We start from the raw sequence: 21028 nt of genomic DNA, 5'->3' as shown, positions 1-21028 counted from the left end.
GACCAGGCCCGCCTCCTTGCGAGGCGGGTTTTATTTTGGCATGGGCTGGAGGCAGCGGCGGGGCGCGGCCAGGAAAGGCTCCACCCGCCAGGGGCCGCCGCCGGTGCTCAGGGACAGGCAGCCCTGCCAGTTGGTGCCGTACACCACGGCCCCGGCCGAGCGGGCGCGTTCCAGGGGGGCGCGGTTGGGCGAGGGCCAGCGGCCCCAGCAGGCGCTGGAGAAGAACACCGCGCGGGGGGCCAGCCGGGCCATCAGTTCCGGGGTGAGCGAGCTCTTGGCCCCGTGGTGCGGGGCCAGGATGATCTGGCTGCCGCCTGGCGGCACTTGGCCGGCCACCGCCCGCTCCACCCGGGGGCCGTTGTCCCCGGGCAGCCACAGCCAGGAGCCTTCCAGGCCGAAGCCCAGCCACAGGGAGCGGTCGTTGCTGGGCAGGGCGGCCGCGTCCTGGCCCGGCCGGGGCCAGAGTAGGCGCAGCTCGGCCCCGCCGATTTCCCTAACGCGCGCAATCTGGCCGGGCCCCAACACCGGCACCCCACGCTCCCGGGCCAGCTCCAGCAAGCGGCCATAGGACCCGCCCTGAGGCGGCGCGCCGTTGGTCCACAGCTGGCGCGGCGCGAACCAGCGCAGCAAGAAGGGCAGGCCGCCCGCGTGGTCCTGGTCGCGGTGGCTGCAAGCCAGAACGTCCACGCGGTCGAAGCCATGGCCCCACAGGAAGGGGGCCACCACCTGGCGGCCGAAGTCGAAGTCGCTGCCCGGCCAGCCGCCGCCGTCCACCACCACCACCTGGCCGCGCGGCAGGCGCAGGACAGTGGCTGAGCCCGCCCCCACGTCCAGAACCCAGGCCCGCAGCTGGCCGTCGGGGGGTGGCGGCCCGCCCGTGCCCAGCCACAAGAGCAGGCCCGCCAGACCCAGGGCCCCGCCCAAGCCCCAGCGCCACACCCGGGGAAGGATGAGGGCGGCCAGGGCCCCGGCGTAGATGAGGGCCACCGACACGGGGCCGGGACCGGCCAGATAGCGCGTGGCCCCGGGCAGGGCGGCCAGCCAGGCCACCAGCTCCACCGCGCCCGTGGCGGGCCAGGCGGCCAGGGCCAGGAGCGCCTCGCCGCCAAAGCCCCACACCAGGCCCACCCCGGCGGCGATGAGCGCTAGGGGCAGGGTGAGCATGGCTACCAGAGGGATCAAGAGGGCGTTGGCCGGCAGGGAGAGCACCGGGAGCTGGTGGAAGCTAAGCACCGCCAGGGGCCACACGGCCAGGCCCACCGCGCCGCTGAGCCCCAGCCAGCCCAGCACCGCTCCCACCGCGCGCGGCCCCGGCGCCAGGCCGCGCAGCCAGCGGGACAGGGGCCCGGCGGCCAGGAGGATGGCGGCCACGGCCACGAAGGACATCTGAAAGGAGAGCGTGAGGGGCGCGCTAGGCCAGAGCAGCCCGATGACCAACGCGGCCAGGGCCAGCCCCCCGGCGGGGCGGTAGGGGCGGCCCGCCCACAGGGCGGCCACCAGGCAGGCGATCATGATCAGGGCGCGCAGGGTGGGCGTGCCCGCCCCGGCCAGGGCGGCGTAGGCCGCCGCCGGGATGAGCGCCCCGGCCGAGGCCAGCTTGATCACCGGCCAACGCAGGGGCAGGCCGGGCCAGGCGGCCAGGCCCCAGCGCAAGAGCAGATAGGCCAGGCCCCACACCAGGCCGATGTGCAGCCCGCTGATGGCGATGAGGTGGGCAGTGCCCGTGGCCCCGAAGGCCTCGCGGGTGTGGCCGCTGAGCCCGCCGCGCTGCCCCAGGATCAGGGCTCTGAGCAGCGCCCGGCCTTGGCCCTCGGGCAGGGCGTTCAGCTCGCCGGCCAGGCGCTGGCGGGCGGCCATGAGCCAGGCGCGGGGGCCGGAGGCGGCGCGGCGCTCCAGCAGCTTGAGCCCCGCCCGCTTGCCCGCGTAGGCCGTGGCGTGGATGCCCTGCCCGGCCAGGTGCTCGGCGTAGTCGAAGCCGCCGGGGTTGGCCAGGCCCACCACCGGGCGCAGGCTGACCCGCGCCGCAAAGCGGCTGCCCGCCGGAGGCGGGGCAGTGCCTTCGGCCAGGGAGAGGCGCAGCTTGCCGCTCACCGGATGGCCGTCCAGGCTGAGCGCTTCGGCCTCCAGGCGGAAGCCTCGCGTGCCCGGCTCGGCCGGGGCCAGGGCCAGGGCGGTGAGCTGGTGCTGCTTGCCGTCGGCCAGGCGGGCGACGTGGTCCAAGGGCAGGGGAGCGCTTTGCTCCAGGGAAAAGAGCCCCGCCCCGGCCAGGAGGCAGGCCAGGGCCAGCAGCCAGGGCGAGAGGGAGCGGCCCCCCAGGCCCCGCCAGAGCAGGAGCGCCAGAGGCAAGGCAGCCAGGGCCAGCAGGAGCCAGCCGGGCCAGGGACCCAGCCAGTTGGTCAGGACGATTCCCCCCACCAGGCCGCACGCAGGTATGACAAGCGGATGCAAGCGGCTCATGGGAAGTCATTGTAGTTTAATTGGAGGCGGCTTCGCCAGACGACGGCATACGGTGTTGCGGGGGGCGCTCGTTTCCTCGGCGTATTGGCATATACGCCTGCGGAACTCGCTTGCCCGCGCCTTGTCTGCCGCCGCCTGGCTGTGCCGAAGGTGGTGCGGGAAGATAGTCCTATCGGGCGCTGAAACAGTGACGGGCCCAGGTCGGGGCGCTGGGAAAAAGAAAGAGGGAAGGCCGCCATCGCCGCCTTACCCTCTTTTTATTACTCGCTTCTTGTCTCTTCCCGCTTTACTACGGCCCCGACTCCGCCTCGCGGCGGACAGTGGCCCCGGCGCTGGTGAGCTTCTGGTCGATGGCCTCGTAGCCCCGGTCCAGGTGGTACACCCGGCTGATGTGGGTCTCGCCCTCGGCGGCCAGGGCGGCCAGCACCAGGCAGGCGCTGGCCCGCAGGTCGGTGGCCATTACCTGGGCCCCCTTGAGGCCGCGCACCCCCTTGACCACGGCGGTGGAGCCGGTAACCTCGACCTCCGCGCCCAGGCGGCGCAGCTCGGATACGTGCATGAAGCGGTTTTCGAAAATCGTTTCCTGGAACACTGCGCTGCCCGAGTTGAGGCACATCAGGGCCATGAGCTGGGCTTGCAGGTCCGTGGGGAAGCCGGGGTAGGGGCCGGTGATGATGCTCACCGGGCGGGGGGCCCGCCGGGCGCTGACCACCAGGCCCTTGGGCGTGGGCTGGAAGCGGATGCCCGCCTCCTTGAGCTTGCCTACCACGCTGGTCAGGTGCTCCAGGGGCGCGTCCACGATGGTCAGCTCGCCCCGGGTGATGCCTGCCGCCACCATGTAGGTGCCCGCTTCGATGCGGTCGGGCATTACGCGGTGGTCCAGGGGGGCCAGCTCGTCCACCCCCTTGATGGTGATGGTGGCGGTGCCCGCCCCGCTGATCTCGGCCCCGGCGCCGCTCAGGGCCTGGCACAGGTCCACCACCTCGGGCTCGCGGGCGGCGTTGCGGATGACCGTGGTGCCCTTGGCCAGGCAGGCGGCCATGACCAGGTTCTCGGTGCCGGTCACGGTCACCAGGTCCATGGCGATCTCCGCGCCCTTCAGGCGCTTGGCCTCGGCCAGGACGTAACCGCCTTCCAGCTTGACCTTGCAGCCCATGGCCTCCAGGCCCTTGAGGTGCTGGTCGATGGGCCGCTCGCCGATGGCGCAGCCGCCGGGCAGCGACACCCGGGCGCTGCCCCGCCGGGCCACCAAAGGCCCCAGCACCAAGACCGAGGCGCGCATGGTCTTGACCAGCTCGTAGGGGGCCTCGTCGCCCTCGGCCCTGCCGGTGTCGATGTACAGGCGGTCGGTGCGGGTGCGCGTCTCGGCGCCCAGGGTGCCCAGCAGGCGGCCCATGGTGCGCACGTCGCGCAGGTCCGGCACGTTGGCCAGGCGGTTCTTGCCCCGGGTGAGCAGGGTGGCGGCCATCAGGGGCAGGGCCGCGTTCTTGGCCCCGCTTATCTTGACCCGCCCCACCAGGGGGCTGCCGCCGGTTATGACCAGTTTATCCATAATCCTTCCGCCGGCAGATGAGCACGCGCTCTATGCCGCTCAGGTCCGGGGCGGTGGTCACCTCGTCGAAGGCCCCGCTGGCCATGGCCAGCTCGGCCGCGGCGGCGGCCTGGCCCGCGCCCAGCTCCACTAAAAGCCAGCCCAGGGGCCTAAGATGCGCCCCGGCTCCGGCGATGATGCTCTGCACGGCATCCAGGCCGTTGGCGCCGCTCAACAGGGCCAGGCGCGGCTCGTGCTCCCTCACCTCGGGGGGCAGCTGGCTCCACTCGTCCTCGGACACGTAGGGCGGGTTGGCGGTGATCAGGTCGAAAAAGCCGTGCGAAGTGGCCACGGCCTCCCAAAGATCGCCATCCTTGAAGCAGACCCGCTCTTGTAGTCCTAGATTTTGTGCGTTGGCCCGCGCCCAGGTCAAGGCCTGCTCCGAAATATCGCAGGCCACCACTTCGGCGTCGGGCCGCTCGCTGGCCAGGGCCAGGGCCACCGCCCCGGAGCCGGTGCACAGGTCCAGCACCTTGGGCCCCTCCTGGCCCACCAGGCGCTCCAGGGCTTCCTGCACCAGATGCTCGGTCTCCGGCCGGGGCACCAGGACGCCGGGGCCGCAAGAGAGCTCCAGGCCCCAGAACTCGCGGCTGCCCAGGATGTAGGCCACGGGCTCGTGCTCGCGGCGGCGGAGGATCAGAGCCTTGAACTGGGCCAGCTCTTCGGGCGAGAGCGGTTGCTCGAAGCGAAGGTAGAGCTCCATACGGGTGCAGCCCAGCACCCGGGCCAGCAGAAGCTCGCCCGAGAGGCGGGCCGCCTCCACGTCGTACTTTTTCAGATACTGGGCCGCCCAGGGGATGAGCCGACCGACGGTCCAGGCCTCGGGCAAGGGTTTGAGCCCCTAGGCCGCGTCGGCCTGGGCCTTGAGGGCCTCGGACTGGAACTGCTGGATCAGCTCGGGGAGCATATGGTCCAGCTCGCCGGCCATCATCATCTCCAGCTTGTAAACCGTCAGGTTGGCCCGGTGGTCGGTGACCCGGTTCTGGGGGTAGTTGTAGGTGCGGATGCGCTCGGAGCGGTCGCCGCTGCCCACCATGGAACGGCGGGTGGCGGCCTGCTCGGCGGCGGCCTCTTCCAGCATCTTGTCGTAGAGCCGCGCCCGCAGCACCTTCATGGCCTTGGCCTTGTTCTTGTGCTGGCTTTTCTCATCCTGGCAGGAGACCACCAGGTTGGTGGGGATGTGGGTGATGCGCACCGCGCTCTCGGTCTTGTTCACGTGCTGGCCGCCGGGGCCGGAGGAACGGAACACGTCGATGCGCAGGTCGTCGGGGTTGATGTCCAGCTCGACCTCCTCGGCCTCGGGCATCACCGCCACGGTCACCGCCGAGGTGTGGATGCGTCCCTGGCTCTCGGTAGCTGGCACCCGCTGCACCCGGTGCACCCCGGACTCGTACTTGAGCTGGCTGTAGGCCCCCTGCCCGTTGATCATCACGATGACTTCCTTGAAGCCGCCCGCGTCGGTGGGGTGGGAGTCCATCTCTTCGTGCTTCCAGCCCTTGAGCTCGGCGTAGCGCAGATACATGCGCAGCAGGTCGGCCGCGAACAGGGCCGCCTCGTCGCCGCCGGTGCCCGCCCGGATCTCCAAAAGCACGTTCTTGTCGTCGTTGGGGTCTTTGGGCAGCAAGAGCAGGCTGATCTTATCCTCGAGCTCGGGCAGCTTTTCCTCGGCCGAAGCGATCTCGGCCTCGGCCATCTCCACCAGCTCGGAGTCGTCCTCGCTGAGCAGGAGTTGGTTCTCCTCCAGCTCCCTTTCCAGGCGCTGATAGGTGTCGAAGGTCTCCACCAGTTCGGCTAGCTCGGAGTGCTCCTTGGCCGCGTTCGTGTAGGTCTCGGGGTCGCCCAAAACCTCGGGATCGGCCAGGCTCTTCTCGACTTCCTGGTAGCGTTCGCGCACCTCTGTCAGGCGCTTTTTCAACTCAGGGGATAGGGACATAGTTTTTCACCAACCAGGGGGGCTAGCTCGCTTATTTCAGGAGAAATGGGCGGCTGGAACATCGAGCCTGCATCCATTAGCCCCGTAATAATAGGACTTAAGGTTATCAGAAGAAGGGTTGCGCTCGCCACCGGCATAGTCAGCCGCCGCCAGCCAGGGCGTCCGGCGAGCGAGGGCCGCCGGCCTAGTCGAGTAGCTACGTCCAGGCCCGGGCGAAGCCGGCAACGCGGTATGGCGGTGGCTGGCGCAGCCGGAGGCGCTGTCTTCCTGAAATATGCGGGCTTAAAGCACGCAGATGCTGGCCTCCTGGTCCTTGTCGGTGCAGGTGGCGGCCTTCAGGGCGGCTAGGGCGATCTCGATCTGGTCGTCGGAAGGCTCGCGGGTGGTCAGGCGCTGAAGTTGAAGCCCGGGCCAGATCAGGGCGCCCCAGATGCCCTTCCCCTGCTTTTTGCCCGCCAGGCGGATGACCTCGTAGGACACCCCGGCGATGGGCAGCATGAGCACGATCTTCAGGGCGATCAAGAGGGCCTGGTTGAGCCAGCCGGCCTCGGCCAGGCGGGGCACGAAAGGCAGGGCCACCGCGAAGACCAGGATGGAGACCACCAGCACCACCAGCAGGAAGGCGGTGCCGCAGCGGGGGTGCAGGCGGGAATAGCCCCGCGCCGCCTCCACGCAGAGTTCGCCGCCGGACTCGTAGCAGTAGATGGCCTTATGCTCGGCCCCGTGATACTCGAACACCCGCCGGATGTCGCGCATCAGGGAGATGATGTACAGGTAGGCCCCGAAGATGGCCACCTTGATCAGGCCGTCCACCAGATGAAACCAGAAGCTGTGGGTGTCGTAGCCGCCGGGCACCACGCGGCCCAGGGCCAGGGACAGCAGATGGGGCACGGCCACGAACAGGCCCAGGCCCGCCGCGATGGCCGCCACCAGCGTTAGCAGCAGGGCCCAGGAGCCCAGCTCCTCGCCCTCTTCCTCCAAGGCCTGCTGGGCCGAGAAGGACAGGGCCTTCATGCCCTGCACCAGGGTCTCGCCCAGGATGACCGGGCCGCGCAAAAACGGCCAGCCCAGCATGGGCCAGCGGGCCGCCAGGGAGCGCAGGGGGTCGTTCTTGACCAGGATGTCGCCGGAGGGACGGCGGACCGCCACGCAAAGGCGCGAGGGGGCTTTCATCATAACCCCCTCGATAACCGCCTGGCCTCCCACGTTGGCCGGGTTCATGGCATGGCCTCCCGGCTGATACTACTCCCCGGACTCTTCGGCGGCCTTGTCCTTGGCCTCGGCCGCGGCCAGGCGCTCGGCTTCCATCTCGGCCGCCTTGCCGGCGTACTTGTCCAGGTGGGCGTACTTCTTGTAGAAGCGCTCCACGCGGCCGGCGCTGTCCACCAGCTTCTGCTTGCCGGTGAAGAAGGGATGGCATGCCGAGCAGATCTCCACCCGGATCTCGTCCTTGGTGGAGCCGGAGAGGAACTCGTTGCCGCAGGCGCAGCGGACGGTCACCTCTTTGAAGTCGGGATGAATGTCGCTTTTCATTTCTATCGCCTCCTCAGGCGTGTGCTCGATTTAAACCGCAAGTATAACCTCTGCCGCCGCTTTTGCAAGATACGGCTGCGCCAGCCACCGGCATACTTTGTTGCTGGCCGCGCTCGGAGCTTAACGTAGCTTTGGCTACGCCTGCGGCCCTCGCTTGCCAGGCAGCGTGCCGCTGCCGGCAAAGCGGGTCGGCGCAACTAATCATTTCTTAAGCGCCTGTTGCTCCCGCCGTAACCCGTCGGCCACCCAAGCCTTGGGTCGCCTCGTCTTCCGGCGGCTGGCTGTGCCGCTAATCTAGAGCGATTCGCTCTTCGGGTTCGCGGCGGTTTGGCAGCTTCCTCGCCAGCTGGTTCCAACCCAACAATCCCCTTCGCCAACTCGAACCGGGCCGGCTAGCGGCTCATGGAGTCCAGGAACTCGGCGTTGGAGGCGGTGCCGTGCATCTTCTCCAAGAGGAATTCCATGGAGTCCACCGCGGTGAGCGGTCCCAGAAGCTTGCGGAGAATCCAGATGCGGTGCAGGTCGGCCTCTTCCAAAAGCAGCTCCTCCTTGCGGGTGCCGGAGCGGTTGATGTCGATGGCCGGGAAGATGCGCTTGTCGCTGAGCTTGCGGTCCAGATGGATCTCCATGTTGCCGGTGCCCTTGAACTCCTCGAAGATCACCTCGTCCATGCGGCTGCCGGTGTCGATCAGCGCGGTGGCGATGATGGTCAGCGAGCCGCCGCCCTCGATGTTGCGGGCCGCGCCGAAGAAGCGCTTGGGCCGGTGCAGGGCGTTGGAGTCCACGCCGCCGGAGAGGATCTTGCCGCTGGGGGGCACCACGGTGTTGTAGGCCCGGGCCAGGCGGGTGATGGAGTCCAACAGGATAACCACGTCGCGCTTGTGCTCCACCAGGCGCTTGGCCTTTTCGATGACCATCTCGGCCACCTGCACGTGGCGCTGGGCCGGCTCGTCAAAGGTGGAGGAGATCACCTCGCCCTTGACCGAGCGCTGCATGTCGGTCACCTCCTCGGGCCGCTCGTCGATGAGCAGTACGATGAGCACCACCTCGGGGTGGTTCTTGGCCAGGGAGTTGGCGATGTTCTGCAACAGCATGGTCTTGCCGGTGCGGGGCGCGCTGACGATGAGGCCGCGCTGGCCCTTGCCGATGGGGCACATTAGGTCCATGACCCGGGCGGAGTAGTTCTTGGGCTGGCCCTCCACCTCCAGGACGATGCGCTCCTCGGGGTACAGGGGCACCAGGTTGTCGAAGAGGATCTTGTCGCGGGCCACCTCGGGCGGCTCGTGGTTTATGTCCTCCACCTTGAGCAGGGCGAAGTAGCGCTCGCCCTCCTTGGGGGGGCGGATCTGGCCGCTGATGGTGTCGCCGGTGCGCAGGTTGAAGCGCCGGATCTGGGAGGGCGAAACGTAGATGTCGTCCGGGCCGGGCAGGTAGTTGTAGTCCGGCGCGCGCAAAAAGCCGAAGCCGTCGGGCAGGATCTCCAGCACGCCGGAGCCGTAGATGGCGCCGTTGCGCTCGGCCTGGGCGGTGAGCAGGGCAAAGATGAGGTCCTGCTTGCGCATACCGGCCGCGCCCTCGATGTTGAACTCGCGGCCCATGTCGTTCAGGGCCTTGATGGGCATTTCCTTGAGCTGGAGGATATTCAGGCTGCCGCCGGCGTCGGGGGGGGCCTCCTGGCCGTTGCCGCCGTTGCCGCTGTTGCCGGTTGCGCCGTTGCTGCTGCTGCCGTTGGGATGGGTGACGCCGTTGGCGTTGTTGGCCGGGGGGCGGCGTCGGCCGCGGGCGGGGCGGCGCTCGGTGCTGCGGGGGGCTTTGTTCTCGGTCATTGATCTTTCACTGTTTGGGTTGAGATGCTTGCTTCGGGATTGCCGCCTGGGGCGGCCAGGGAAGGCGCGGCCGCATGCGCGGCTCATGGCGCCTGATTACGTATTGTTTTGAGTGGTTCGCTTATCTAGCCGCGTGCTCGGGAAAAAAGGCTATTGGCGCTGTAGTCCCCGGGTGTATCCGCATATACGCAGGCGGTCGCAAGGCCGCGTGTCTGGGAGTTGTTTCCGGGGGCGATTATGACCGGGGGTCGGCGGCGCGGGCAAGAGAATCTAATTGTTGCCACAAACGCTTTACCTGCTTGAGAGTTTCGTCCAGGGCCCCCGCATTGTCAACTAAAAAATCGGCCAAGGCCTTCTTGTTTTTCAAAGGCATCTGGGCCTCCAGAGCCTCCTCGGCCTGGTTTTGGCTGCAATGGTCGCGGGACATGAGCCGCTTTAGCTGCACTTCGCGGGGCACCCACACCAACACGGTGCGGTCCAGGCCCCGCTGCCAGCCGCTCTCGAACAACAGCGGCACGTCGATGATGGCCACGCCTTGGGGATGCTCACTCTCCAGGCTGGCCAGCTGAGCGTTCGTCAGCCGGGCCACCTCGGGGTGCACGATGCGGTTGAGCTGGTTCCGGGCGGCGGCGTCGGCGAAGACCAGGGCGCGCAAACGGGCGCGGTCCAGGCTGCCGTCCGGGGCGATCATCTCCGGGCCGAACCTGGCCGCGATCCGCTCCAGGCCGGGGGAGCCGGGTTCCACCGCCACCCGCGAAAGCTGGTCCGTGTCCACTAAAAAGGCACCCAGCTCCACCAGCATCCGGTCCACCGTGGACTTGCCCGAGGCGATGCCGCCGGTGAGGCCCACCCTAAGCATACTCCTGCTCCAGGGCGCGGAGCACCGCGCGGAAATCCGGGGGCAGGGGGGCCATGACCTCCACCCGTTCGCCGCCGAGCGGGTGGGCGAAGCCCAGCTCCAGGGCGTGCAGCATTTGGCGGCCGGCTTTCTTGAGCGCCGCGCCCGCCGTGCCTTCCAGGCCGCTTCGGGTCCGGCGTCCGCCATAGGTGCGGTCGCCGCACACCGGGAAGCCCGCCTCGGACAGATGCACCCGGATCTGGTGGGTGCGGCCGGTGGCGATCTTCACCCGCAGCAGGCTGGCCTCCCCGTCGAAGCGATGCACCACCCGCCAGGCGGTGCGCGCGGCCTTGCCGTGCTTGGCGGCCGAGGACATGCGCTTGCGGTCCACCGGATGGCGCCCGATGGCGCTCTCGGCCTTGCCCTTGGCCGGAGGCGCGCCGCGCACCAGGGCCAAATAGGTCTTGTCCACCAGGCCGGCGGCAAAGGCGGCCACCAGGCCCCGGTGGGCTCGGTCGCTCTTGGCCGCCACCAGGGCGCCGGAGGTGTCCTTGTCCAGGCGGTGCACGATGCCGGGCCGGAGCTTGCCGCCGATGCCGGCCAGGTCGCCGCAGTGGGCCAAAAGCCCGGCCACCAGGGTGCCGCTGTAGTGACCCGCCGCCGGGTGCACCACCAGGCCGGGCGGCTTGTTCACCACGATGATTTCGGAGTCCTCGTACAGCACGTCCAGGTCCATGGGCTCAGGTGCCAGCTCCAGGGGCTCGGGCGGGGGCACCGCCACCACCAGCTCCTGTCCGGCGGCCACCTTGGACGAAGGGCGGGCGGTGCGGCCGCCCAGGGTGACGCGGCCCTCCTTGATGAGGCGCTGGGCCTGGGCCCGGGAGAGCTCCGGGGCCATCAGCTCGGCCAAGAGGGCGTCCAAGCGGCGGCCCGCTCTTTCGGGGGGGACTATGAGGCGGTGTTCTTGCACGGCTTAAAAGGAAGCCCCGGCCGGAGAGAGGCCGGCCGGGGCAAAATTATGCGGAAGAAGCGGGGCCATCAGGCGTGGAAGATCTTCTCCACCTCGGCCTCGATCTCGGCCTCCTCGGCCTGGCGCGCGATGGAGACCTCTTTGACCAGCAGGCTGCGCGCGGTGTCGAGCATTTTGCGCTCGCCGAAGGATAGCTCCTTGTCCAGCTTGAGCAAAAAGAGGTCGCGGAGCACCTCGGCCACCTCGAAGACCGAGCCGGTCTTGATCTTTTTCATGTAGTCGCGGTAGCGCCGGTTCCAGGTCTGACTTTCGATGACCACGTCGCGGTCCTTGAGGATGGAGTAGACCTGAGTAACTTGGCGCTGATCGATCACGGGCCGGAGGCCCACCGTGGCGGCGTTGTCGGTGGGTATCATTATGATCATATCGTTTTCCAGGATGCGCAGGATGTAGAAGCGCTGCGCTTGCCCGCCGATATGTTTCTCTTCCTCGGACTCGATGACCCCCACTCCGTGGGCAGGATATACCGCAAGCTGTCCCTTTTTGAACAAGGCGCTCTCCTGAGGAATGGTTGTATAGCGGTAGGTCGGATAACCTGTATGAATTGTTATTATATCAGGCGGGGTATTTCTGTCAAGCATTATCGGCGGGGGATGATGGGCTAAGTGCCCAGGCATAGGGCAAAAAACAGGGGCCGACCCCGAAGGGCCGGCCCCTGAGTTTTTGTGCCTTAGGTGCTTAGTTCAGCAGGCCGCTGTAGCCCAACAGAACCGGAGCCAGCACCAGGGAGACCACGCTCATCAGCTTGATGAGAATGTTCATGGCCGGACCCGAGGTGTCCTTGAAGGGGTCACCCACGGTGTCGCCCACGACTGCGGCCTTGTGGTTGTCGGAACCCTTGCCGCCGTGGTTGCCTTCCTCGATGTACTTCTTGGCGTTGTCCCAGGCGCCGCCGCCGTTGGACATGAACAGGGCCAGGAAGACACCCATGACCGTGGCGCCCAGCAGGGTGCCGCCCAGGGCGGTGGGTCCTAGGACGAAGCCCACGACCACCGGGGTAAGGACCGCCAGCAGGCCGGGAGCCACCATTTCCTTGAGGGCCGCGCCGGTGGCGATGCTCACGCAGGTCTCGGGATCAGGCTCCACGCCAGGCTTGCCTTCGAGCAGGCCGGGGATCTCGCGGAACTGGCGGCGAATCTCCTCGACCATCATGAAGGCGGCCTTGCCCACGCTCTCCATGGTCATGGCCGCGGCCAGCATGGGCACGATACCGCCCAGCAGCACGCCGATGACCACCATGGGGTCGGTGATGTTAATGGTTTGGAGACCGGCCGCCTGGGTGAAGGCCACGAACAGGGCCAAGGCGGTGAGGGCGGCGCTACCGATAGCGAAGCCCTTGCCGATGGCCGCGGTGGTGTTGCCCAGGGCGTCCAGGGAGTCGGTGATCTTGCGGGTCTCTGGTCCGAGGCCCGCCATCTCGCTGATACCGCCGGCGTTGTCGGCGATGGGGCCGTAAGCGTCCACGGTCATGGTGGCGCCCACGGTGGCCAGCATACCCACGGCGCTCAGGCCGATGCCGTAAATGCCCGCCACCTTGTAGCCCACGAAAGTGGCCACGCAGATGCCCAGGATGGGCAGGTAGGTGGAACGCATGCCCACGGCGAGACCGGAGATGATCACGGTAGCCGGGCCGGTCTGGGTGTTCTCGGCGATGTGCTTAACCGGCGGGCCGCTGGTGTAGTACTCGGCCAACAGGCCGATGGCGATGCCGCACACCAGGCCGCTGATGATGGCCCACCAGGGACCGGCGTTCATGCCCAGGCCCTTGAGGGCGATGTAGGACAGGATGGCGAAGATCACCGCGGCCACCCAGGTGGTGTAGCGCAGAGCGCCCGCCGGGCTGCCCTTCTCGAAGATCTTGATGGAGAACACGCCCACGAAGGAGGCGAGCAGGCCGGCCATGACCACCAGAATGGGGGCGGCCATGAGGGCCACTTTGCCCAGGGCGGGGTTGCCCACCTGGGTGATCAGGCCCGCGGAGGCGGTGGCGCCGATGGCGATGGTGGCGATGATCGAGCCGCAGTAGGACTCGAAGATGTCCGCGCCCATGCCCGCGATGTCGCCCACGTTGTCGCCCACGTTGTCGGCGATGACGCCGGGGTTGCGGGGGTCGTCCTCGGGGATGCCCGCCTCGACCTTGCCCACCAGGTCGGCGCCGACGTCGGCGGCCTTGGTGTAGACGCCGCCGCCCACGCGCGCGAACAGCGCGATGGAGCTGGCGCCCATGGCGAAGCCGTTGATGTACTGGGCGGTCACCGGATCATGACCGTAATACCAGAACCAGAAGCCCACGCCCAACAGGCCCAGGCTGGCCACCGCCAGGCCCATAACCGAACCGCTGAAGTAGCTGACGTTCAGGGCTCTGGCCTGGCCGAACTTGTTGGCGGCCTCGGCGGTGCGGCTGTTGCCGCGGGTGGCCGCGGTCATGCCGGAGTAGCCGGCTGCGATGGAGCAGATGGCGCCGGAGACAAAAGCGATGGCGGTGGGCCAGGCGATGCCGAAGCCCAGCAGCAGGAATACGATGACGGCGAAGATCGCCAGGATCGAATATTCCTTCTTCAAGAAGGCCATGGCGCCGGCGTGAATCTGACCTTCGAGCTTCTGCATAAGCTCGTTGCCGTTGGGTTGCTTTTTGACGTAGCCGTAAATCAGGAAGGCCACAAGCAGCCCGAACAGGGCCAGATAAGGCGCTGCTACGGTGAGTTGAAACATTACCCCTCTTCCTCCTCGTTGCTAAAGGGTCGGTGGAACTTTTGCATGGCCTCCTGGGCGCCCGAGGCGAGCATTACCTCCAGGCAATCCGCGGCGACCAGCACCGTTTCTGCTACTTTTTCACGCTGATCGGCATAAAAGCCGCTCAGCACAAATTTCTCTACGGGTTCTTCGAAACGCGGCCTTCCGATGCCCACCTTCAGGCGACCGAAGGCCTCGCTGCCCAATAATCGTATTATCGAGGCCACCCCCTTGTGGCCCCCCGGTCCCCCCCTGAGGGCCACCTTCAGCCGCCCCAGGGGCAGGTCCAGGTCGTCGTGCACCGCGATCAGGCTGCCGGGCTCCAGATCGAAATAGCCCAGGAGGCTCAGGGCCGCCTCGCCGCTCAGGTTCATGAAGGTCTGCGGCTGGGCTATGATCGTCTCGCGGCCCGCCACCCGGCCCTTGGCCCAGTGGCTGTGGTGCCCGCTCTTGCTCAGGACCAGACCGTGGCGGTCGGCCAAAAGGCTGGTGACCGCGAAGCCCAGGTTGTGCCGGGAGCCCGAATATTGCGCTCCCGGATTTCCCAGACCCAGGACCAAGGCCGGTCCTGGCATCTGGTCCCAATACGAGGCCAAGGCGAGCTACTCGCTGCCTTCCTCGGTCTTCTCTTCCTCGCCGGCGCCTTCGCCCTCGGCTCCCTCTTCGCCTTCGCCCTCTTCGCCTTCTTCTTCCTCTTCCTCCTCCAGGGCCAAGGTAGCCTCGGACAAGGAGACGATCATGAAGTTCTCCTCGGCCTGGAGCTTGGCACCCTCGGGCAGGGTCAGGGCGTCGGAGTACAGGGCGTCGCCGATCTCCATCTCGGTCACGTCAAGGGTGAGCGAGTCGGGAATATCGGCCACGGTGCCCACGATGGCCGCGGTGTAGGCGGTCTGGGAAAGCAGGGTGCCGGTGGTCATGCCCTTGGGCTCGCCAACGAGCTCGATGGGCACGTCGATGGTCAGCTCCTGGTCGGCCCGCACCTCGTAGAAGTCGGCGTGCAGGACGCTCTTGCCCAGGTAGTCGAACTGAAGCTCTTTGATCACCGCCATGCGGGGGGCGTCGTCACCGATGATGAGCGACAAGAAGGCGGTGCCGCCGCTGGACACGCGCAGAACGCGATCGATCTCGGCCTTTTCGATGGTGAGCTTGTCCGCCTCTTGGCCGCCGCTGTAAAAAATAGCCGGCACTTGGCCCTCGACGCGCATCTGCCGGGCCGGGCCTTTGCCAGTGCTTTCGCGGCGCTCCGCCGCCAGGGGTATCTGTTCCATGGTTGCAAACTTCCTCCGGCCGAACCTCTTCTAAACAGGTCCTGCCTGCTGGGTCATGTGACTATAATGCGATTTTTCACAAAAGGCAAACGAATTTCCGCGCCCCGCTCACCGCGGAAGCGGTCCTATGCTCGCCTGACTCCTAACAAGATGATTGCCGGCGACAACCCCCGGCAATCATCTGTGTCGACTACTAATTTTGCTCTGCGCCCTTTTGGGGGCGCCCCGGGTCGCCTGTCTATACGAACAGGGAACTCACCGAATCCTCCATATGGATGCGCCTGACCGCCTCGCCCAGAAGCTGGGCCACCGAGAGCTGGTGGATCTTGGGGTTGGAGGCGGCTTCCTCGGCCAGGGGGATGGTGTTGGTGACCACCACCCGGCTAATGGGGCTCTCGGCCAGGCGGGTGACCGCCGGCCCGGAGAGCACCGGGTGGGCCGCGCAGGCCCAGACCTCGCTGGCCCCATGCTCGGTCAGCGCCCGGGCCGCCTCGGTGAGGGTGCCCGCGGTGTCGATCATGTCGTCCAGGATCACCGCCCGGCGGCCCTTGACGTCGCCGATGATGTTCATGGCCTCGGCCACGTTGGCCGCCTCGCGCCGTTTGTCGATGATGGCCAGCCCGGCCTGCAACCGCTTGGCGATGGCCCGGGCGCGCTCCACGCCGCCGGCGTCGGGGCTCACGATGACCGCGTCGCCGGTGAGGTTCTTGCGCAGATAGTCCAGCATGATGGGCGCGGAGTAGAGATGGTCCACCGGGATGTTGAAGAAGCCGCCGATCTGTCCGGCGTGCAGATCCATGGCCAGCACGCGGCGGGCCCCCGCCGTGGTGATCAAGTCGGCCACCAGCTTGGCGGTGATGGGCACCCGGGGGGCCACCTTGCGGTCCTGGCGGGCATAGCCGTAGTAGGGGATCACCGCGGTGATGCGCTGGGCGCTGGAGCGCCTGAAGGCGTCCAGCATTATCAGAAGCTCCATCAGGTGGTCGTTGACCGGCGGGCTGGTGGACTGCACCACGAACACGTCCGAGCCGCGCACGTTTTCGCCCACCTCCACGAAGACCTCGCCGTCGCTGAAACGGCGCACCACCGCCTGGGACACCGGCAGGTGCAGGTAGTGGCAGATCTCCTCCACCAGATGGGGATTGCTGTTGCCCGTGAAGACCTTGAGCTTGTTGAACATGGCTTCCCAGTTATTCCCCGGGCCCCACGGGGCCCAATACCCGGCGCCCGGCGCGCGGCCGCCTGTTTGGCGCGTCCGGCGCGGGCCTCTGCCGCCGGGGGGCGGACCGGGCGGGCGCCGGAGCCTAAGTAAGACCTAAATTTTTAACAGGCTTCCGCCAAAAAGCCAGCCCTCGCCCGAACTCCACCATCGGAGCCCGGCGAGAGTCTCGCTGGCTCAAAGCCGCGCCGGCCTCAAAAGGCCGGCCCCCCCGTTGGCGGCGACTGCCCGGTGCCGGCCTATCCGCCGGCTTCGCTGACCAGAACGTCTTCGTTCCGGACGCGTTCGTATTCGGCTAGAACCGCATCCTCGATCATGCGCCGCGTTTCCCGGTTCAGGGGATGTGCGGTGTCCTGGTAAGTGCCATCCTTGCGCTTTTTGCTGGGCATAGCCACAAACAGGCCCTTATTGCCATGGATGATCTTGAGGTCTCTCACCAGGAAGCAATGATCAAGGGTGATAGTTGCGTAAGCCTTTAGTCGCTCTTCCTCTACCGGGAAGACCCTTACCTCGGTCACGTCCATGCTAAGCCCCCTCCTCGTAGCTCAAGCTCTGACGCCTTGGCAAGACCGAACCCACCACCCTCCCCGTTGGCGGAGGCGGCGGGCCGCTTCCCCACACTGGGTGGCTTGGGCGAACACCCCGAACACGGTGGGTCCGCTGCCGCTCATCAAACACCCCTCGGCACCGGCCTCTTTTAGCGCCGACTTGATCTTGCCCAGTATGGGGTGCTCCCTAAGAGAAACCGACTCCAAATCATTGAACAGGAGTCCGCCGATAGGGTCCGTCTTTCTTTGGGGGCGTTTTATTTTAGTGGTTTGAAGGGTATTTGTCCATTGCAAATCAAATTGTTGGTAGACCCAGGCCGTGGACAGGGCGAAGCCGGGATTGACCAGGACATAGTGCAGGGGAGGGAAATCTTCCCAGGGCTCCACCCGCTCGCCGATGCCGGTGCACCAGGCGGCGCACCCGGCCAGGAAGAAAGGAACGTCCGCGCCCAGCCCGGCGGCCAGCTCGGCCAGGCGCTGGGGCTCCAGGGCGCTTTGGTGCAATGCGTTAAGAGCGATGAGCGCGGCGGCCGCGTCGGAGCTGCCCCCGCCCAGTCCGGCGGCCACGGGGATGCGTTTCACCAAATGAAAACGCGCCGCCGGGGGGCGGCCCAGGGCGGCGTAATAGGCGCGGGCCGCCTTAAGCACCAAGTTGTCCGGGCCCTCCAGCTCGGGGCGGTCGCAGCTGAGGCTCAGGCCCGGGGCGCCCAGGGTCACTTCCAGGGTGTCGCTTAAGTCCAGGGGCTGCATGAGGGTGGCCAGGTCGTGGTAGCCGTCGGGGCGGCGCCCCAGGATGCGCAGGTAAAGATTGACCTTGGCCGGGGCCTCGAGGGTCAGATGCATGAGCCCCTCACGAAAAAGGGGGGCCCCGAAGGGCCCCCCGGTTTGCGGTTGGTCTAGTTTTTAGGCGCCTTGATCACCACGAACAGGGTGGAGTCGCGGCGCTGGACCAGCAGGAGCAGGCCGTCGCCGGGCTTGAGCTTGCCCGCCGCGTCGTTGAACTCTTGCAGGTTGGTCACCGGCTTCTGGGCCGCCTCCAGGATCACGTCGCCGCGCATCAGACCGGCCTCGGCCGCGGGGCTGCCGCCCTCGATGCCGGTGATGACCAGGCCCTTCTTGCCCGGGATGCCCAGCTGCTTGGCCAGGTCGGGGGTGAGCTGCTGCAGGGCCAGGCCCAGCTTGTTCTGCTCCACCTTGCCCACCTTGGCCTTGGCCGGGGTCTCGGACTTGAGCTCGCCGATGGTGACCTGCAAGGGGCGCTTCTTGCCGCCGCGCACCACTTCCACGGTGACCTCGTTGCCCACCTTGGTCTCGGCCACCAGGCGGGGCAGGGCCTGCATGTCCTTGACCTTCTTGCCGTCGTAGCGCACGATCACGTCGCCGCGCTTCAGGCCGGCCTTGGCCGCCGGGCTGCCGGGCACCACGTCGGCCACCAGGGCTCCCATGGCCTCGTCCAGGCCGAACTTCTCGGCCAGCTCCTTGGTCACGGGCTGGATAGTGACGCCCAGCCAGCCGCGGATCACCCGGCCGGTAGTCTTGAGCTGGGCCACTATCTGCTTGGTGGTGTTCACCGGGATGGCGAAGCCCAGGCCCTGGCCCTGGGGCACGATGGCGGTGTTGATGCCGATCACCTCGCCCTTGAGGTTGATCAACGGGCCGCCGGAGTTGCCCGGGTTGATGCTGGCGTCGGTCTGCAGGAAGTTGTCATAGGGGCCCGCGCCGATGATGCGGCCCTTGGCGCTGATGATGCCCGCGGTGACGGTGTGCTCCAGGCCGAAGGGGTTGCCCACGGCCAGGACCCAATCGCCCACCCGCACCTTGTCGCTGTCGCCCAGGGACAAGAAGGGCAGCTCATGATCGGCCTTGATCTTGATCAGGGCCAGGTCGGTCTTGGGGTCGCGGCCCACGATGGTGGCCGGGTATTCCTTCTCGTCCTTGGTCCGCACCAGGATCTCGTCGGCCTCGGCCACCACATGGTTGTTGGTGATGGCGTAGCCGGTGGGGTCGATGATCACGCCGGAGCCCAGGGCGCGCTGCTTGAACTCGCGGGGATGGCCCGGAGGCATGCCGGGGCCGCCGGGACCGCCGGGGCCGCCCTGGCCGCCGAAGAAGCGGCGGAAGAACTCATGCAGGTCGGGCGCGCCGGGCTGGTTTTCCGAGCCCGGGCCCTGCTGCTGTCCCTGGAAGTTGTACATGCCGGGGCCACCGGATTTGATGACCTTGACGATGCGGATGTTGACCACCGCCGGCGAGACCTTGGAGGCCAGGTCGGCGAAGGAGGCGGGCACGTACTCGGCGCTCGCCGGAACCGCCACGGCCAGGGCCATCAACAGGGCCAGCGCCAGCAGCAGGGGCTTATGGATATTCATACGTCTTGCAAAAGACATTTAGTGTCTCCTCCTAAGAAAGGTGAATTAGGAGGCTAGCGTGCGATCTGGACAAAGGCCATGCGCAGCTCGGTCAAGGCGGTCTCCACCAACTGCTGCTCCTCGGGGCTCAGGTTGCCCTGGGTCTTTTCCTTGAGCATGGCGATGGTGTCGATGGTGTGCCGGGCCAGCTCCAGGTCCGCGGGCATGGGCTGCCCGTTGGGATCGGGAATCTGGCCCAGGTGCATCATGGTGGCATGGGCAAGGGATAGGATCAGTCCGCTGAAGTCCACCGGAGGCAGATGGTGCCTTTGTCCCTCTTGGGGCTCTTGCTCCATCTCCATCTCCAGGTCGGACCCCTGGCCCAGGTCGGGCTGGGGATCGGGAGGCGGCGGGGGAGCCGCGGCCTCTTCGCGCAACTGAGTCTCTTTCGCCTCCTCTTGGGCGGAGGGCGCCTCGCCGTCCATGTCGAAACGGCGGCGGCGATCCTTTACCGTGAAACCCTTGTCTTGTTCGCTCATTTACTAGCCTTTCGTGAACCTAACCACCGGAACGCACCAAAACTTTTACGTGTCGCCAACCGGAACGCACCTATCCGGTCGCCAACTATCCATAACTATAAGTATGCCCGGGGCCATGCGCAACCGGGCAAAGCCCGGAGGCGGGCCGGGGGCCCAAAAAAGGCCCGGCCGCTCGGGGGAGCGGCCGGGCCGGAATGCCTTGGCTGGTGGGCCTTGCTACTTGGGTTGGTTCACCGCGAAGTCGGCCACGCCGGTCTTAAGGTACTTGCTGATCTGGTTGGCCACGGCCACGGCCACGTTCTCCTGGGCCTCGAAGGTGTTGGCCCCCAGGTGCGGGGTGCAGGCCACGTCGTCGGCGAACACCAGGCGGCTATCGGCCGGCAGGGGCTCCACCTCGAACACGTCCAGGGCCGCGCCGGAGAGCTTGCCCTCGGCCAGGGCGTCGCACAGGGCGCCCTCGTCCACGATGCCGCCCCGGGCGCAGTTGATCAGATAGGCGCCGTCCTTCATCTTGGCGATGTTCTCGGCGTTGAACAGGCCGCTGGTTTCGGCGGTCTTGGGCACGTGGATGGAGATGTAGTCGGAGTTGGCCAGGATGTCATCGAAGCTGGCCGGCTCGGCGCCCCGGGCCTTGATGTCCTCGGGCCCCAGGAAGGGGTCGAAGCCGATGACCTTCATCTTGACGCCCGCGCCCAGCTCGGCCAGGATGCGCCCGATGTTGCCCATGCCCACGATGCCCAGGGTCTTGCCCTTGAGCTCGCGGCCGCGGAGCTGCTTCTTCTCCCACTTGCCTTCCTTCAGGCCCCGGTTGCCCCGGGCGATGTGGCGGCTAAGCGCGAAGATGTGGCCCATGGCCAGCTCGGCGGCGGCATTGGAGTTCTGGCCCGGGGTGTTCATGATCACCACGCCGGCCTCGGTGGCCGCCGGGATGTCCACGTTGTCCAGGCCGGTGCCGGCCCGGCCCACCACCTTCAGCTCGTCGGCGGCGTCCAAGAGAGCCTGGTCCACCTGGGTGGCCGAGCGGATGACCAGCCCGGACACGCCCTTGATGGCCTGGCGGAGCTCCTCGGGGCTCAGGCCCGTGTTGACCTCCACCTCGAAACCCTCGTCCTTGAAAATCTGCACGCCTTTTTCATGCAGGGCGTCAGAGACCAGTATCTTCATG

General features: G+C 67.3%; 19 protein-coding genes. All 19 read right to left on the bottom strand.

The features are described from left to right. Nucleotides 1-30: 30 nt before the first annotated feature. Nucleotides 31-2457 (bottom strand): DNA internalization-related competence protein ComEC/Rec2, encoded by a 2427-nt coding sequence (locus tag KQH53_01780; GenBank protein ID MCB2225378.1) that lies wholly within the window; start codon nucleotides 2455-2457, stop codon nucleotides 31-33. A gap of 289 nt (nucleotides 2458-2746) precedes the next feature. Continuing rightward, nucleotides 2747-4009, bottom strand: coding sequence for a UDP-N-acetylglucosamine 1-carboxyvinyltransferase (murA, locus tag KQH53_01775; protein MCB2225377.1), 1263 nt, complete (start codon nucleotides 4007-4009; stop codon nucleotides 2747-2749). Beyond that, entirely contained in the window at nucleotides 4002-4877 is an 876-nt protein-coding gene (gene prmC / locus KQH53_01770) for a peptide chain release factor N(5)-glutamine methyltransferase (GenBank protein ID MCB2225376.1), read from the bottom strand. The genes murA and prmC overlap by 8 nt, the downstream gene beginning before the upstream one ends. A 12-nt stretch (nucleotides 4878-4889) precedes the next feature. Continuing rightward, nucleotides 4890-5981 (bottom strand): peptide chain release factor 1, encoded by a 1092-nt coding sequence (prfA, locus tag KQH53_01765; protein MCB2225375.1) that lies wholly within the window; start codon nucleotides 5979-5981, stop codon nucleotides 4890-4892. A gap of 282 nt (nucleotides 5982-6263) precedes the next feature. Further along, nucleotides 6264-7202, bottom strand: coding sequence for a DUF1385 domain-containing protein (locus KQH53_01760; protein MCB2225374.1), 939 nt, complete (start codon nucleotides 7200-7202; stop codon nucleotides 6264-6266). A gap of 21 nt (nucleotides 7203-7223) precedes the next feature. Continuing rightward, nucleotides 7224-7514: a 50S ribosomal protein L31 gene (gene rpmE / locus KQH53_01755; GenBank protein ID MCB2225373.1), complete on the bottom strand. Its 291-nt coding sequence runs from the start codon at nucleotides 7512-7514 to the stop codon at nucleotides 7224-7226. A gap of 392 nt (nucleotides 7515-7906) precedes the next feature. Beyond that, the gene (rho, locus tag KQH53_01750; protein MCB2225372.1) at nucleotides 7907-9160 is read right to left on the bottom strand and encodes a transcription termination factor Rho; all 1254 of its coding nucleotides are present in this window, start codon (nucleotides 9158-9160) and stop codon (nucleotides 7907-7909) included. 415 nt (nucleotides 9161-9575) lie between these two features. After that, nucleotides 9576-10199, bottom strand: a complete 624-nt coding sequence (gene coaE / locus KQH53_01745) for a dephospho-CoA kinase (protein ID MCB2225371.1) — start codon at nucleotides 10197-10199, stop codon at nucleotides 9576-9578. Next, nucleotides 10192-11076, bottom strand: a complete 885-nt coding sequence (locus KQH53_01740) for an RluA family pseudouridine synthase (GenBank protein ID MCB2225370.1) — start codon at nucleotides 11074-11076, stop codon at nucleotides 10192-10194. Before KQH53_01740 ends, coaE begins: the two co-directional genes overlap by 8 nt. 140 nt (nucleotides 11077-11216) lie before the next feature. Then, entirely contained in the window at nucleotides 11217-11789 is a 573-nt protein-coding gene (locus KQH53_01735; GenBank protein MCB2225369.1) for a CarD family transcriptional regulator, read from the bottom strand. Nucleotides 11790-11886: 97 nt separating this feature from the next. Then, nucleotides 11887-13920: a sodium-translocating pyrophosphatase gene (locus tag KQH53_01730; protein MCB2225368.1), complete on the bottom strand. Its 2034-nt coding sequence runs from the start codon at nucleotides 13918-13920 to the stop codon at nucleotides 11887-11889. Beyond that, on the bottom strand, nucleotides 13920-14537 hold the full coding sequence (gene pth, locus KQH53_01725; GenBank protein MCB2225367.1) for an aminoacyl-tRNA hydrolase: 618 nt from the start codon (nucleotides 14535-14537) through the stop codon (nucleotides 13920-13922). The genes KQH53_01730 and pth overlap by 1 nt, the downstream gene beginning before the upstream one ends. Before the next feature lie 6 nt (nucleotides 14538-14543). Beyond that, nucleotides 14544-15209, bottom strand: a complete 666-nt coding sequence (locus KQH53_01720) for a 50S ribosomal protein L25 (protein MCB2225366.1) — start codon at nucleotides 15207-15209, stop codon at nucleotides 14544-14546. Between the two features lie 238 nt (nucleotides 15210-15447). Continuing rightward, nucleotides 15448-16389 carry a ribose-phosphate pyrophosphokinase gene (locus tag KQH53_01715; GenBank protein ID MCB2225365.1) on the bottom strand — a complete coding sequence of 314 codons (942 nt, stop codon included), beginning with the start codon at nucleotides 16387-16389 and terminating at the stop codon, nucleotides 15448-15450. Between the two features lie 278 nt (nucleotides 16390-16667). Next, a complete protein-coding gene (gene spoVG, locus KQH53_01710) occupies nucleotides 16668-16952 on the bottom strand; it encodes a septation regulator SpoVG (GenBank protein MCB2225364.1) in 285 nt (94 codons plus the stop codon). Between the two features lie 21 nt (nucleotides 16953-16973). Beyond that, a complete protein-coding gene (locus KQH53_01705; GenBank protein MCB2225363.1) occupies nucleotides 16974-17819 on the bottom strand; it encodes a 4-(cytidine 5'-diphospho)-2-C-methyl-D-erythritol kinase in 846 nt (281 codons plus the stop codon). Nucleotides 17820-17872: 53 nt separating this feature from the next. Continuing rightward, on the bottom strand, nucleotides 17873-19345 hold the full coding sequence (locus KQH53_01700; protein ID MCB2225362.1) for a DegQ family serine endoprotease: 1473 nt from the start codon (nucleotides 19343-19345) through the stop codon (nucleotides 17873-17875). A 53-nt stretch (nucleotides 19346-19398) separates the two neighbouring features. Next, nucleotides 19399-19863 (bottom strand): DUF1844 domain-containing protein, encoded by a 465-nt coding sequence (locus tag KQH53_01695; protein ID MCB2225361.1) that lies wholly within the window; start codon nucleotides 19861-19863, stop codon nucleotides 19399-19401. A 216-nt stretch (nucleotides 19864-20079) separates the two neighbouring features. Next, the gene (locus KQH53_01690; GenBank protein MCB2225360.1) at nucleotides 20080-21027 is read right to left on the bottom strand and encodes a 3-phosphoglycerate dehydrogenase; all 948 of its coding nucleotides are present in this window, start codon (nucleotides 21025-21027) and stop codon (nucleotides 20080-20082) included. Nucleotide 21028 lies beyond the last annotated feature (1 nt).

This window comes from Desulfarculaceae bacterium (genome assembly GCA_020444545.1).
In the GTDB taxonomy this organism is placed as follows: Bacteria; Desulfobacterota; Desulfarculia; order Desulfarculales; family Desulfarculaceae; genus Desulfoferula.
Note: the sequence above shows the minus strand (reverse complement) of the source record. Positions and strands in the feature narration are given on the sequence as shown.

Excerpts from the sequence above, each read along its gene's own strand:
- KQH53_01780 (MCB2225378.1), bottom strand. The coding sequence starts at position 2,457 with ATGAGCCGCTTGCATCCGCTTGTCATACCTGCGTGCGGCCTGGTGGGG.
- murA (MCB2225377.1), bottom strand. The coding sequence starts at position 4,009 with ATGGATAAACTGGTCATAACCGGCGGCAGCCCCCTGGTGGGGCGGGTC.
- prfA (MCB2225375.1), bottom strand. The coding sequence starts at position 5,981 with ATGTCCCTATCCCCTGAGTTGAAAAAGCGCCTGACAGAGGTGCGCGAA.
- KQH53_01760 (MCB2225374.1), bottom strand. The coding sequence starts at position 7,202 with ATGAACCCGGCCAACGTGGGAGGCCAGGCGGTTATCGAGGGGGTTATG.
- rpmE (MCB2225373.1), bottom strand. The coding sequence starts at position 7,514 with ATGAAAAGCGACATTCATCCCGACTTCAAAGAGGTGACCGTCCGCTGC.
- coaE (MCB2225371.1), bottom strand. The coding sequence starts at position 10,199 with ATGCTTAGGGTGGGCCTCACCGGCGGCATCGCCTCGGGCAAGTCCACG.
- KQH53_01740 (MCB2225370.1), bottom strand. The coding sequence starts at position 11,076 with ATGGCCCCGGAGCTCTCCCGGGCCCAGGCCCAGCGCCTCATCAAGGAG.
- KQH53_01735 (MCB2225369.1), bottom strand. The coding sequence starts at position 11,789 with ATGCTTGACAGAAATACCCCGCCTGATATAATAACAATTCATACAGGT.
- KQH53_01730 (MCB2225368.1), bottom strand. The coding sequence starts at position 13,920 with ATGTTTCAACTCACCGTAGCAGCGCCTTATCTGGCCCTGTTCGGGCTG.
- KQH53_01720 (MCB2225366.1), bottom strand. The coding sequence starts at position 15,209 with ATGGAACAGATACCCCTGGCGGCGGAGCGCCGCGAAAGCACTGGCAAA.
- KQH53_01715 (MCB2225365.1), bottom strand. The coding sequence starts at position 16,389 with ATGTTCAACAAGCTCAAGGTCTTCACGGGCAACAGCAATCCCCATCTG.
- spoVG (MCB2225364.1), bottom strand. The coding sequence starts at position 16,952 with ATGGACGTGACCGAGGTAAGGGTCTTCCCGGTAGAGGAAGAGCGACTA.
- KQH53_01705 (MCB2225363.1), bottom strand. The coding sequence starts at position 17,819 with ATGCATCTGACCCTCGAGGCCCCGGCCAAGGTCAATCTTTACCTGCGC.
- KQH53_01700 (MCB2225362.1), bottom strand. The coding sequence starts at position 19,345 with ATGAATATCCATAAGCCCCTGCTGCTGGCGCTGGCCCTGTTGATGGCC.
- KQH53_01695 (MCB2225361.1), bottom strand. The coding sequence starts at position 19,863 with ATGAGCGAACAAGACAAGGGTTTCACGGTAAAGGATCGCCGCCGCCGT.
- KQH53_01690 (MCB2225360.1), bottom strand. The coding sequence starts at position 21,027 with ATGAAGATACTGGTCTCTGACGCCCTGCATGAAAAAGGCGTGCAGATT.